The 13,150-nt window shown below is 69.5% G+C and carries 11 protein-coding genes and 1 pseudogene; 4 read left to right on the forward strand and 8 right to left on the reverse strand.

Annotated features, from left to right (window positions below):
- Positions 1–69: 69 nt before the first annotated feature.
- Together ACZ45T_RS27835 and ACZ45T_RS27840 are read right to left on the reverse strand one after the other, a co-directional pair.
- The gene (locus tag ACZ45T_RS27835; protein WP_468445937.1) at positions 70–660 is read right to left on the reverse strand and encodes a hypothetical protein; all 591 of its coding nucleotides are present in this window, start codon (positions 658–660) and stop codon (positions 70–72) included.
- Positions 661–856: 196 nt separating this feature from the next.
- Positions 857–1,168: pseudogene (locus ACZ45T_RS27840) on the reverse strand (hypothetical protein); the annotation flags it as partial.
- Positions 1,169–1,667: 499 nt separating this feature from the next.
- Here ACZ45T_RS27840 and ACZ45T_RS27845 point away from each other — a divergent pair.
- Positions 1,668–1,799 (forward strand): hypothetical protein, encoded by a 132-nt coding sequence (locus tag ACZ45T_RS27845; RefSeq protein ID WP_468445939.1) that lies wholly within the window; start codon positions 1,668–1,670, stop codon positions 1,797–1,799.
- Between the two features lie 327 nt (positions 1,800–2,126).
- Positions 2,127–4,619, forward strand: a complete 2,493-nt coding sequence (locus ACZ45T_RS27850) for a helix-turn-helix domain-containing protein (protein ID WP_468445941.1) — start codon at positions 2,127–2,129, stop codon at positions 4,617–4,619.
- Positions 4,620–4,894: 275 nt separating this feature from the next.
- Here ACZ45T_RS27850 and ACZ45T_RS27855 read toward each other — a convergent pair whose 3' ends face one another.
- A complete protein-coding gene (locus tag ACZ45T_RS27855; protein ID WP_468445943.1) occupies positions 4,895–5,098 on the reverse strand; it encodes a hypothetical protein in 204 nt (67 codons plus the stop codon).
- Between the two features lie 615 nt (positions 5,099–5,713).
- Between ACZ45T_RS27855 and ACZ45T_RS27860 the strand changes: the two genes are divergently transcribed.
- Positions 5,714–6,610 carry a hypothetical protein gene (locus tag ACZ45T_RS27860; RefSeq protein WP_468445945.1) on the forward strand — a complete coding sequence of 299 codons (897 nt, stop codon included), beginning with the start codon at positions 5,714–5,716 and terminating at the stop codon, positions 6,608–6,610.
- 246 nt (positions 6,611–6,856) lie between these two features.
- Positions 6,857–7,807 (forward strand): tetratricopeptide repeat protein, encoded by a 951-nt coding sequence (locus ACZ45T_RS27865; protein ID WP_468445947.1) that lies wholly within the window; start codon positions 6,857–6,859, stop codon positions 7,805–7,807.
- 54 nt (positions 7,808–7,861) lie between these two features.
- Here the strand turns inward: ACZ45T_RS27865 and ACZ45T_RS27870 are convergent, their stop codons facing one another.
- The 5 genes from ACZ45T_RS27870 to ACZ45T_RS27890 are packed head-to-tail and all read right to left on the reverse strand — an operon-like array spanning position 7,862 to position 13,146.
- Positions 7,862–8,458, reverse strand: a complete 597-nt coding sequence (locus tag ACZ45T_RS27870; protein ID WP_468445949.1) for a P-loop nucleotide/nucleoside kinase family protein — start codon at positions 8,456–8,458, stop codon at positions 7,862–7,864.
- Between the two features lie 45 nt (positions 8,459–8,503).
- Positions 8,504–10,150 carry a glycosyltransferase gene (locus tag ACZ45T_RS27875; protein ID WP_468445951.1) on the reverse strand — a complete coding sequence of 549 codons (1,647 nt, stop codon included), beginning with the start codon at positions 10,148–10,150 and terminating at the stop codon, positions 8,504–8,506.
- Positions 10,147–11,346 (reverse strand): arylsulfotransferase family protein, encoded by a 1,200-nt coding sequence (locus ACZ45T_RS27880; RefSeq protein ID WP_468445953.1) that lies wholly within the window; start codon positions 11,344–11,346, stop codon positions 10,147–10,149. Before ACZ45T_RS27880 ends, ACZ45T_RS27875 begins: the two co-directional genes overlap by 4 nt.
- 50 nt (positions 11,347–11,396) lie before the next feature.
- Positions 11,397–12,158, reverse strand: a complete 762-nt coding sequence (locus ACZ45T_RS27885; RefSeq protein WP_468445955.1) for a creatininase family protein — start codon at positions 12,156–12,158, stop codon at positions 11,397–11,399.
- 34 nt (positions 12,159–12,192) lie between these two features.
- Positions 12,193–13,146 carry a hypothetical protein gene (locus tag ACZ45T_RS27890; protein WP_468445957.1) on the reverse strand — a complete coding sequence of 318 codons (954 nt, stop codon included), beginning with the start codon at positions 13,144–13,146 and terminating at the stop codon, positions 12,193–12,195.
- Positions 13,147–13,150: the final 4 nt, after the last annotated feature.

The raw sequence follows: 13,150 nt of genomic DNA on the forward strand, positions 1-13,150 counted from the left end.
CCAGAGGGGTGAGCGCTGCGGTGCCGCTGGAACCCAGCGGCACCGCAGTGCTGTGCGGGGTGGGTGAGGTCAGGGGCGAAGGTAGCTCATGAGGTAGCTGCGGGCCGCCGCCTCGCTCGTGCCGAGTGCGGTCGCCACCTGCTCGATGGGTACTTCCTCGGCGGCGAGCTCGTGGGCGGCGTCCTGGCCGGTCTGGGCGGTGACGTACCGGAGGTCGGCGAGCGCCTTCAGTGCGACCAGCGGCTTCTCGGCGGCCAGGCTGTTGAGCCGGCGGACGAGTTCGGTGAGGAGCTCGGTGAGCTCCTTGGGGAGTTGGACGGTGGCATCCCGGATGACCGACAGGTGCGCGTCGTAGTCCTTGATCGGTCCGGACAGGTCGAGGTCCGCCTCGTACAGGGGCTTTTCGTTGGGGAGGGTGGTCCAGTCGAGCGGGTACTCGGCCATGCCTCGCCAGCCGCAGGAGCAGCTGCCTCGCAGGACGGCTGCCCGGGGCCGACCGAACCGGCCGTCGTAGGTGTGCCACTCGGTCGACGTCGGCATGTGCGAACCGCTGCCCACGTCGAAGTAGACCGGGCCCGGCTCGCTGCCGTCGGCCAGCAGTACCCCCACCGACCCGTCGTGCGCGGCCCCCAAAGCCTGCAGCACCCTGTCCATGACCATCAGCCCCTCCCTGCGGTGCGCGACCGGGCCGGCCCACTGGCCGGTCCACGACGTCCAGGCTGCCGTACCGCGCCGTCCACGTATTGGGATCCACCGAAAGCGGTACGAGCGAAGTCCCCGACACCCCGTGCGAGGCGGAAGCCGTGCGTTGCGCCGCCGAGAGGAGGTGGCCGCCGCCAGCGGAACTCCACCTACCTGCATCCCGCACCGCGATGGCCGCCGAGTTCTCGTCCTCCGGCGCCAGGGAGATCACCATCTCGGCCGCGCTCATCACGACCGCCCGCGGCGTGACCTCCTCCACCGCCCGCCACAGCGCCGCCGCGTCCAGATCCGTACCGAGGCTCTCGAACAGCGCCTTCGCCGCCCGCGCCAAGGGCAGCTGCGCCCTCTCGAGCTGCGGCAGCGTCCACGGGCGTTCCCTGTCCGCCGCCCGCTTCACCGTGCTGATCAGCCTCGTCGCCATCAGCACCGAGAACAGGTCCAGCGCCTCGTCGATCGCCTCGGTCTGCCCCTGAGTCAGTGCAGGACGGCCGGGCGGTAGTGCTCAAGGGCCTTGGTGGGGGCCGGGGTTGGGGGCGCGTGATAACCCGGGTCCGGGAACTGCCCCTTTCGCAGCCATGGCTTTACATCACATAAAGCATGGATGTTCGAAGAGTGACGTGAAAACACCTCTCTCGGCATATGCCATTTTCGGTTTGTGTATGCGCGCCCCGGTTTCACTACCGCTGCTTCGGCGGGTGCTCCCCTGTGCGCGATCACGCGCCCCGCGGCGTCGGTGCCCCATCGCCGCACGTCAGCGGCAGCTCCCGGACCGGGCTGCGCCGCATGGCCCCTCGCCAGGCTCTTATTCTGTAACGGAGTTGACGAATGCGGGGCCCCGGAGCAGAGCGGTGGCGCGGCCACGAGCCGGTAGCATTCGAAGTGCCTTCTCCTCAAGGTCACGGCAGGTCGGTCGACGACCGATGGCGGGTCGATCGATTCCGGCCCGGGAGAGGAGGTGGAGTGGAGTGACTGACAACCCGCCTGATGAAGGTGGGTGGCAGAAGCGGATCTGGAAGTACGTCAAGGCCGTACTCGGCTGGCTGACGCTCCAGGGCCTCGCGGCCCTGCTGCGTCGCCTGTTCGACGACGTCCTGTAGACGGCAGGCCCCCCTGATGACACAGGGGGACCCACCAGAGCCGTAGCTCCACCGCCAGCCCTGCGCCCCTCGGAGGCTCATCACCGTAAAGGGGGTGCAGGGCACCTTTAGTGTTCAGTCGGCGGTCGACGGCCAGGGCCGCTTCCGCCGCCTACCACAAAGGGCTCGGCAGTCACCAAGTTCGCGCATTTTGGCTCTCGCGACCAGTGACACGGCCTCTAATTTTACATCGTCGCAGGTGGAATCGGTCCGGTGGGGGATCAGTTCACCCGGCGGAAGGCAGCGAGAGGGTCACTTAAATGACCCGGCGTGAAATGGGGGGCGAAGGTGGCGCGCGGACTCAGCGACTTCGATCCTAGGGCTCTGCAGCGGCTGCGGTGGAACTTCCCCACCGCCACCGGCAACCCGGGTCTGACAGCCTCTGAACTGGCCCGGCGCGTCGGCGCTTCGAAAGCGCAGATCGTGGCCTATGAGAACGGCCGCACCGTCCCCGACCCCAAGCGGGTAGCCGAACTCGCCCGCGTCCTGAACGTCGCCCCCACGCGCCTGATGCGCACCTGGAACAGGGAACAATGGGCGGTGGCCGATCTACGCCGCGCGGCGGCCCTCACCGCGGCCGCAGTCACCAAAACCATCGGCATCTCCGCCAAGGCCTACCGCAAGTTCGAGCAGCAGGGCATCGTGCCCGCCCACCGCAACACCTTCCTCGACGACCTGGCCGACCTGCTTCGCGTGTCCTATTCCACCCTCGACCGGGCCCTGGACAACATTCCCGCGGTCACCGACCGCAAGGACCAGGCCGCGGAGCTGGTGCGCAGCCTCGCCGAGGCCTACGTCCGCCACGACGGCCCCTGGCGCCAGCCACCCGCCCAGGACCCGTTCGTGGCAGCGCTGGCCGGCCTCTACAGCCGCACCCCCCATCGCCTCCAGCCCATCCTCGCCCACTTGCTGGGCGAACTCCGTCAGCGCGTTATCCACATCCAGCGCGAGCACATCGTCGCCAAATACGACACCGACCCCGCTCGCCAGCACCGCGCCCGCGGCGCACTTGCCCAGCACCGACACCGCTACGGCAAGGAGTTGAGCCAGGTCGTCGCCCGCCTCGAATCCTTCCACCGCGCTGGACAGCCCTCCGACGTCTGGCAGGCGTTAGTCGACCTGACCGACCTCAGCGCCGGCCCGTCCGGCACCTGGGTACCCCTCGCCCTGCTCGCCACCCACGACACCACCCGGCTCCTGCCCCGCTTCCTGGTACGCCAGGAACCCTTCGGCGACATCACCGCCGCCCAGCTCACCACGCTGGGCAACAGCCACCAGCGTGCCTTCCGTGACCTGTACGCCGCTCTGTACCCGACCGTGCACCCACCACGCACCAACGGCACCCCCCGCGGCAGCACACCGGCCCGCCCACCAGGCCCCGACCACCACTTCACACTGCCCGGCTTCACCGAGCGATTCGCCGTACCCCAGCGCGTCATGTCCCAACTCCACGAGGACGCCGACCTGCGCGGCACAGCCGAAGTGCCACTGTCCGCCACCGTGGTGCTCACCCTCGGCCCCGCCAACACCGGCTCAGTACCACGCCCGCGCTACCGCCCCGCCCAGATCACCGCGCCCGCGCCCACACCACCGGACTGGTCCAAACTCGCCCCGGGCCGCCCCCACACCGGGACCGCCGCCGAGCAAGCCGCCGAACTCGGCTCACAGCGCGACGCACTGCTCCAGGCCCGCGTCGCCTACACCGTCGTGGAAGCCATCGACCGCCACGCCGTCGGAGCCGAGACCGCCACGATCGCCCACGAGACCGGCATCACCACCGCCCGTCTCACACCCATCCTGGCCATGCTCTGCGAAGAAGACTTCGCCGTCGAAGTCGCCGAAGGCGTCTACACACCCGGACCCGCACTCGACCGCCTCGCCGCCCCCGGCGGCGTCGACCTCCAGCTCCGCCACACACTGTCCCTGGCCTGCGACATCCTCGGCGCCGCCGTCTACTTCTCCCGCTACGTCGAGGGCGAAGTCAAGATTCTTCAGATGGCCGACGGGCCACTCGCCCCCGCAGTCCACGAGTGGGTCGACTTCAAAGCCGCCGCGCACGCGAGCGCAGTCGGCAAATGCCTGCTCACCCAACTGCCCCCCGATCTACGCGCCGACCACCTCTCCCGCCACCGCACCGCCCGCCTCACACGGCGCACCATCACCAACCGCCGCCACCTCATCGACACCCTCGAACGCCTCGCTCCCGGACAGCCCGTCTACGACATCCGCGAGTACGCCAACAAGGTCGTATGCGGCGCCGTGGCCGCCAGCACCGGCAGTGAGATCGGCAGCCTCGCCCTCTCCCTGCCCCTGGCAAACGCCCACCGTCTCAAGGACGCCACCGCGGCCCTGGCCCACAAGGCCGTCCCCGTCCTCCTCGCCCTCCTGATCTCCCAGACCCCGCTGGGCCAGCACCCGGACCTCCCGCCCGGTACAGAGCCCACCCAGAGCACGATCACCCCGGCTGCGCTCCGCCGCCTGCGTGCCGCCTTCCGCACCCCCCTGACCAATGCCCGGGACATCGAGGACACCGCCCTCAACCCCGTCCCCGGCCCCCACCTCGCCACCGACAGCACCAGCACTTCGCTGTACGTCTTCGACGCACCCGCTGACCTGACGGGCGTCAGCGACGGAGTTTTCCTCGCTCTCCCGCACACCTACACCATCAGCCCCGGCGGCCGCACGCAGGCCTTTACCGCAGAGCAGCACAGGAACGTCCATGGCCAATCTGACCGCCTCACGATCTACCGAGCCAACCCGGTAACGCCTCCTACCGGCTAGGCAGTCTCTTTCGGATCTTGTTGCTGTGCTGGTCAAAGTCCGAGTGCCGGCCCGAGCGACGCCGCGCGGGAGTACTGAGCTGACCGCGCCGTCGGCGCAGGAGACGGGCTCAGGAGCCACAGGCACCTCTCGCCGGTACCTGTTCGGGGCGGTCGGCGGTGGGTTGATGCCCGGCGGGCGCCGTCGTGACGGGGATGTGACGTGCGGCCGTTGGCGGCTGCGGCAACCATGACACAGCACCGACACCAAGTTGATAGAGCGTGCCCTGGCACAGGTCAGGTGAGGAGCCGCGCGAGTACGCCGGTGAGGGCGGCCGCGAGGGTGAGGGCGGCGGCGAAGGTGGCGGCGGCGCGGGTGAGGGCGGTGGGGTAGGTGGCGCCGTCAAGGCGGGCGAGTTTGCCTGCGGCGGCGGCCGCCAGCAGTGCGAGGACGATCACGAGGAGGACGGCGAGGAGAAAGATGGCGGCGGTGCTGGACACGGCAGGCTCCCTGGAAGGGCCGGGTGGTTGACGTGTCTGAATGTCGCGGAAGCGGTGTGCGCCGGTGTGCGTTCGGACGAAGATGAACACTGGCGAACACAAGGGCCGGGGGGACGCGTGCACCAAGAGCCGACGGGAGCCAAGACGGCGTTAGCTGAACTGAGGGAGAGGCTCTCCGACGCGCTCGCCCGTAGGGGGCTAACGAAGACCCAGCTGACCATCCAGAGCGGGCTCTGCCGTACCACCGTGCATGCAGCGTTGGGGAATGACAAGCCTGTACCGTCGCCAGCCACGGTCGCCACGCTGGCCCGCGTGTTGCGCCTGCCGGAACAGGAGTTGCTGGACCTGCGGCGCCGGGCGGAGGCTAAGCCTAACCGCGTCCTCGCACCAGCCTGTGACACCAAAGCCCATAGCGCCGAGCCGAGCGCGGGGATGCGACCGGGTCGGCCGATCGGTCAGTGGAGCCCCCACGACCTGGAGGTCCACCTGGCCAGGCCCACGCTCGGGAGCCGGGCGTCTGGCCCAGTGAGACCACAGCTCCCCGGATACGTGCGCCGGGCTCATGACACTGTTCTCGCCGAGGCGGTGCAAGACGCCGCGCAGGGCAACAGTCGGATGGTCGTCCTGGTCGGAACGTCATCGACCGGCAAGACCAGGGCATGCTGGGAGGCCGTTCAGCCACTCGCGGATGTCGGTTGGTGGCTGTGGCATCCCTTCGATCCGACCCGTGCCGACGCTGCGCTTGCAGATCTCGAACGCGTCCAGCCGCGTACGGTGGTGTGGTTGAACGACGCTCACCACTACCTCGGCGATTCCCGAGCGGGCGAGCGCATCGCCGCAGCCGTGCACAGCCTGCTCACCGATCCCGGCCGAAGCCACGTCCTGGTGTTGGGCACCCTGTGGCCCTATTTCGATTACTTGTACGCGGCCCTGCCGATCCGAGATCAGCCGGACACTCACGGCCGGGCCCGGGAGCTCCTGGCCGGCCGCATCCTCACCGTCCCTGACGCGTTCGATGAGACGGCCCTGCGCACCGCAGCCGCCCTCGCCGAAGACGGGGATCAGCTGATCGCCGACGCCCTCACCCGAGCCGCCTCCCATGGGCGTTTGGCACAAGACCTGGCCGGCGTCCCCGAACTCAGGCGCCGCTATGAATGCGGCACACCTGCGGCCCGGGCGGTGCTGGAGGCGGCGATGGATGCCCGCCGCCTTGGCGTTGGGCTTCACCTCCCTCAGAACTTTCTTGCTGACGCCGCAATGGACTACCTTGCCGACGCCGACTATGAGGAGCTCTCCGATGACTGGGCGGAGTCCGCCTTTGCGGAGGTCGCCCGCCCCGTCCACGGCAAGCTGGCCCCACTGCGCTGTGCTGCCGCGCGTCCCGAGTTCCGGCCTCCAAGCACCCCTTCCGCCTCCGTACTCACGGATACGGTGGGCCCCGTCCTCCGGCTGGCCGACTACCTCGAACAACACGGTCGTACCACCCGCAGCCAGTTGTGCCCTCCCGCGTAGTTCTGGCACGCCGCCCATACGCACCTCACCCACCCGGACGAACTCAACCAGCTCGCTGACGCTGCCCTCTTCCGCCATCGGCTCCAGTGGGAACACCACCTTCGCCAGCGGGCTGGTAACGCAGGGAACACCGACGCCCTCCTGCTTCTGGCGGAGAGCCGGAAGGACGACGGGGATTGGGACAGCGCCGAAAACCTCGACCAGCAGGCCATCGACGCCGGCTACACCTACGCCCCGGTTTCTCCTGTGAGGAGAGGGAAGAACGACTGGTACCTGGTCGATGCTGATTCCCTCTACCACAGGGCCATCAAGGCTGACCGGGTCGGCGTCATGGCCATCTTGGAGGAGAGCCGGGGAAGAGCCGGGGATCTGGATGGGGCCCGTGTCCTCCGCCAGCAACTCCTCGACAAAGGCCTCAACTCCGGCTTGATGTTCCGAGCGATGATCCGCGAGAAGGCAGGAGAGCCGATCGACATTGCTGACCTCTACCAGCAAGCCTCCAACATCGACCAGACCGACGCCATGCTCCGCCTCGCGGAGAAACGCAAGCGGATGGGGGACCTGGCCGGTGCCGAGGCCTTCTACTGGCAGGCCGTCGATGCTGGCCGCACCTTGGCCCTGTTCCTCTTGGCGTACATGCGGGAGCAGGCAGGGGATTGGGATGGTGCCCGGGACCACTACCAGCAGGCTATTGAAGCCGGCGACCCGCACGCATTCGTCTGCCTTGCCCACAGCCGGGAAAGGGCCGGGGACCTGGATGGTGCCCGGGACCTCTATCAGCAGGCCATTGACGCCGACTATCCCTACGCGGTGCAGCGTCTAGCACGAAACCGGGAGAGGGCTGGGGACTTGGCCGGTGCCGAGGCCCTCTACCAGCAGGCGATCGATACCGGTCACACCGACGCGCTAGTGGACCTGGCGAGGTGTCGGGAGAACGTCAGGGATTGGGACGGAGCGGAGAGTCTCTATCAGCAGGCCATCCGAGCCGGGCACACCAGTGTGCTGCTGCGTCTCGCCCAGTGCCGGAAGAACGCCGGGGATCAGGCCGGGGCCGAGACGCTGTACCTCCGGGCCGTCAATTCTGGGCATATCCAGTCTCTGGTGGGGTTGAGAAGGAAGCCAGACACCGCAAGGCTGAAGGGCCGGTGGCCGCATGGGTTGGACCCGGACGGCACGCCTTCGAAGCCGTGGCAGTAGAGAAGTCCAGCCCGTCGTCGGCAGCCGTGGCCCGTACGGGCACCTGGCGTTCGATCAACCTGCAGCTGAGGACCTATTGCCGGGGCTGCGTGAGGGTTGAGGCGTTCGCAGGAATGCCTCGATCTCGGCCGTTCCGGGCGTGTAGCTGTCCGATGTGTCCACGACGAAGGTCGGCACATCGAGGCTGATGGCTTTGAAATGTTCGGGGTCGTAGGTGCCGGCCTCCATGTCGGCGAGGAGGGCCTGATCGCCGTGGGCTGCTCGGTGGCTGTCGGTGCGGGCGCGCTCGGTGATGCGTTCGACGATGGTCGGGGTGGTTGTGGTGCACCGGATGATGCGGAGGTCGGCGATGTCCAGGAGGGGCTCCAGGCCGGGGCGCCAGAGCCGGTCCTGGAAGGCTGCTTCTGCGACGAGGGTGACGCCTGCCTGGAGGAGGACGGTGATGGTTTTGAAGAAGACGTCCATTGTGGGGATGTTGAGGGGGTCGTCGCCGGCTGTCTGGTGATTCCGGGTGTTCATCACCATGCCCTGTTTGATCTCGTCGCGGATGACCGCGGGGCAGCCCAGCTGCTGGGCGAGGGCGCGGGCGAGGGTGGTCTTCCCCGTGGCGGGCGGGCCGCTGACTACGACAAGGGTCGGGCGGTTGTGCATGGGCGGCACTCCGATACAGGCAATCGCGACGGGTCAGTGCGGAGCCTAGGGGGCGCCCGGCTGCTTGCGGAGCTGGAAGGCGATGAACCCGGGCTGGGCGGCCAGTTTCTCGTGCTCGGTGGGGTGGTGGCGGGTCATCGAGTGGGCGGGTCGGTGTTCGATGAGGCGGTCGACGGTGAGGCCCGCGGTGGTGAACTCCTCGAACCAGGCCTGGAGGGGCTGGCGCCAGTAGCGGTGGGTCATGCCACCGGACCAGGATTCCTCGACGTGGCGGGCGTCGAAGTAGCTTCCGCCGTCTTCGAGCCAGTCCGCCGTGGGGTGGCTGGTGGAGATGATGATCCTCCCGCCTGGCCGCAGGGTGCGTGCGAGGTCGGTCAGGGTGCGGACGCGGTTGTCGGTGTAGTGGAGGACCAGGGCGAGCAGGACGATGTCGAAGCTGGCGTCGGCAGCCCAGGTGAGGGGCTCGTCGAGGTCATGCTGGCGGACGTGGGCGAGCGAACCGAGGCGCTCGCGTGCGAGGCGGACCATGTCCGCGCTCTGGTCGATGCCGACGGCGTCGGCTCCGCGTGCGGCGAGCTCGGACAGGTACAGGCCGGGGCCGCAGCCAGCGTCCAGGATCCGCAGGCCGTTCACGTCGCCGAGGAGGTCGAGGACGGTGGGGCGGTCGTAGTGCGCGTTGTACGGGCTGATGGCGGCTTCGCGGGCGAAGGTGTCCGCGAAGCCGTCGTACGGTGCGTCAGCGGACTGCATGCACGGCTCCCGCCAACGGGGTGACGGTGCTCCGCCCGGTCTGGGAGGCGAGGCTGTGGGGGAGCAGGCGGTCGAGGAAGGCCGGGTCCGGCGGGCGGTGTGCGGTGAAGGTGGCGTCAAGGCCGCGGACGGCGCGTTCGTAAAGATGGGCCGGGGCGGGCAGGCCCAGGGCGATGCGGGCATCGAGTCGCTGGTCGAAGTGGCGGAACCACTCCCGGTACTCCTGCGCGAGGTCTCCGGCGGCGGGCCACCGTTCGTAGAGGGTGGCGCGGGCGCGGGTGAAGGGGTGGGGCTGGTCCGGTAGGCGGTGGTGACCGCGCCGGGGCGCGGGACCTGGTGGTAGACGCTGGTGATGCTGTCGAGGCGGGCGAAGCGGTGCCCGGCGATGTGGCGAAGGGCGAGGAGAAAGTCCCAGTCCTCACAGTGGTGCAGGGTCTCGTCGAAGCGGACGCCGGTGGTGGCGGGGTTGCGGGTGACGACCGAGCCGGTATGGATGGTGTTGGCGACGGTGAGGAACGCGGGATCGAAAGGGTAGTCCTTGCGCGGCAGGCCGTGCGAGCTGCGGGGCAGGTCTTCGATCCAGGTGGGGCTGATAAGGGCCTGGCCGTAGACGGTGTCGGCCAGGCCGGCGCGCAGGGCGTCGACGGAGGCCTGAAGGTGGTGAGGCAGGAAAACGTCGTCGTCATCGAGGAATGCGACGTTCTCGCCCTGGGCTGCCGCCAGGGCGCGGTTGCGGGCGTGGGACACCCCGTACGGGGTGTCCGCCTCAAGGAGGGTGATGGGCATCTCGCCCTGCCAGCGGGCGATGACCGGTTCGACGGGCATGCCGCCATCACGGGCGACGATGACCTCGAAGCGACGGTAGGTCTGGCGGGCGAGGCTACGCAAGGCGCGGTGCAGCGGCCCGGGCCGGTCCCGGGTCGGGATGATCACGCTGATCACAGGGCGCTCCGTACGCTCTGGACGAGGCGGCAGCTGACCCGGGACTCGGCCAGGCTGCGGGCCGGGCGGTCGCCGTTGCCGAGGAAGCGGGCGGCGGTGTGGGGGATGGCGGACAGGCGGTAGAACTCCGCGCGGGAACGTCCGGCGGCCGTAGCGCTGGTGGAGACCTGCACGCTCCACCGCTCCTGGCCGTCGCGGTCGACGATCAGAGCGCGGCCGCCCTGGGCGTCGCTGATGAGGACGGCGCCGTCCACCAGGCGCTCGCAGCCGCCGGCCATCTCACAGAACAGACCCGGCTCGTGCTGCCAGGTGATGCCCTTGCTGACCGGTTCGACCTCCAGGACGCGGGAGCGGCCGATGCCCCGGCCGTTGTCGAAGACGAGGATCGTGCCGTCGGGCTGCGCGGAGGGCTGGTGCTGGCCGGACAGTTCGCCGGGCCCCCACCACCAGCGCACCGCCCGGGCGTCGAGGTCCAGGACGGCGATGAGATTGAGGTTGCGCAGTGAGACCAGGACGTCGCCGGCCGCCCACAGTCCGACGGGGTGGGCGGTGGTGAGTATCTCGACATTGTTGGCGTGGAGGATGTCACTGGGCGAACCCGGCCGGGCCCGCAGCAGCCGGGAGACGTCGCGACCACGTCTCCAGCCGTTCGCTCCTTCCAGCCGCAGGGCGAGGGCGGCGGTGTCCGCAGTCCGGCCGGCCGCGCGATGCTCGTCGATCGCACCGGCGATCAGCGATCCCAGCCGCGGCTCGGTGGCCAGGATCTCGTACAGGGAGTACGCGGCCCGCAGCTGCCCGTCCGGGCCGAGGACGGTGACGGCATTGTCCAGCAGGACGTGGGAGCCGCCGGTGCAGGGCACGGGGCGGGGTTCCTCGGTCAGGACGTAGATCTCACCGGCGGGGCTGAGGGCGAGGTCGTGGTGGACGGGAAGGTCGGCACGCCAGGTGAGGGTGGAGTCCGGGGCGAGCTTGAGCAGGGCATGCAGCGGCACCATCGCGTACAAGCTGCCGTCGGGCCCGACTTCGACATGGTTCCAGCCGCGCAGATAGGACGGCGGGCTGGTCTCGCTGTCCGGCTGGCCGATGGGACTGGACCAGGCGTGGACGAGCCGCGCCCGGCCGTCGATGACGCACGCGAACGGGCGGGGGTAGGAAGCCGACGGGGAGAACACGTACAGCTGGTCGTCGAAGGACATGGGTATGGCTCTCCTTCTGCGATGTCCCCGGGCACGCCCGGGGCGCGGGGTCAGGACGGAAGGGGTGCGGCGAACTCGCGGCGTACGGCGTCGGCGAGCTGCCGGGCGATCTGGTCGGCGACCCGCTCGCCGAGCTCGGCGCACGCCCCGGCGGTCGTGTAGACGACGCCGCTGCTGGTCGTGGTGTCGGCCGGCTGCGGGTAGAGGTGGTAGCTGATCCGGCGGGGCTGCTCCGTGCCGCCGTCGGCGGGGAGCCGCCCAGTGCGGACGGTGTGCGGGCTGATGTGGATGACGAGGCTGGACTCGACCATCCCAGCGTGATGGTCATCCTGGCGGGGGGTTCCGGTCTCGCGGGCGAGGGCGTCACGGAAGTCCTCGCCGACGACGTCCCACCAGTTCACGATCATCACCCGCGCGCCGGGGACGCGTTCGGTCAGCTCGCGGGCGGCCTCGCACAGGAAGCTGATGTTGTCGATGGCCGAGTTGACCAGGACCAGGCGGCGGTAGCCGTGGCGCGCGAGAGAGGCGAGGACCTCGGTGACCAGGGCCGTGAGGGTGGTGCCGGTGATGCTGATGATGCCGGGGAAGGCGCCGCCGAGCCGCTGGGTGGGGGTGGCCGCGCCGTAGCCGAGGGTGGGGGCGACGTGGCCGCCGATGTCGTGGGCGAGCCGGTGGGCGAAGTGGTCGCTGATCATGGTGTCGGAGCCGAGCGGCAGGTGCGGGCCGTGGGGTTCGAGGGCGCCGACGGGCACGATGGCATGGTCTTCGGGGCCGGGGTGCAGGTCGGGCCAGGTCAGGTCGCTGATGAGCACGAGAGCGGGTTCCTTCCAGAGCAGGGTGGGGAAGTCAGGCGTCGGTCCAGCCGAGGCTGGGTACCGTCTCGGGCCGCAGTGGGGCGGCGATCTGGAGGTTGAGGAAGTCCTCCTTGTTGCCGCAGCCGCCCGCGGCCGCGCACGGCGCCCAGCGGTCGGGGCGCAGCGGGAGCTCGAAGCCGGGGACCAGGACGCTGCCCAGCGGCGGGCGGTCCTGGGCTGAGTAGTTGGAGCAGCGGTAGGCCTGGCCGTGGATGTCGATGAACACCGTGTCGTGTCCGGCCCGGCAGGGCATGTCTTGACAGGACGTCAGTGCGATCAGGGCGGTCTCGGCGAGCGCCCGGTTTCCGCCGAGGCCTGCCAGCGTCTCCAGGGCACTGTCGGCCTTGAGGGCGGGGACCGTGGTGGACGGATCCTGGGAGTCGGTGGGGGCGGTCGGGTCGTAGCCGAGGTCTACGTTGAACCGCAGGCCGGCTGTGCGTGCGGCGTCCCGGGCACGGGCCACGGTGTCGGCGTTGTCCTCGAAGAGCAGGGCGTTGACGACGACGAAACAACCGTATGCCTCCTGGGCGAAGGAGGCGGCGGTGATGAACCTGTCCAGGTCGGCCTGCCCGTCGTGCCAGGTCAGCCACAGGGAGAGCTTGCCCAAGTTGGCCGCTGCCTCCAGCCTGGGCAGCCGGCGGGGCAGCAGGATCGCGTTGGAGAGCAGCTCGACATGCTCCACACCGCTTTGCCGGGTCAGCCACGCCGCCTTCTCCAGGAAGAAGGGGCTCGCGAACGGCTCGCCGAGGGTGCCGAGCCGGACTTTCACCCGGTAGGGGCGCGTCCCGATCCAGTTCACCACCCGCTCGCAGACCTCGCGGTCCTCAGGGTTCTTCCAGTCGTGGCGGCGGCTCTTGGCCCAGTCGCCGATGGACACGCAGTAGTCGCAGGCCAGGTTGCACAGCCGCTGGCCGGCCACGTACCAGATCCGCACCGGATCACGCATGGGA

It is taken from the genome of Streptomyces sp. NPDC030995, assembly GCF_055571215.1.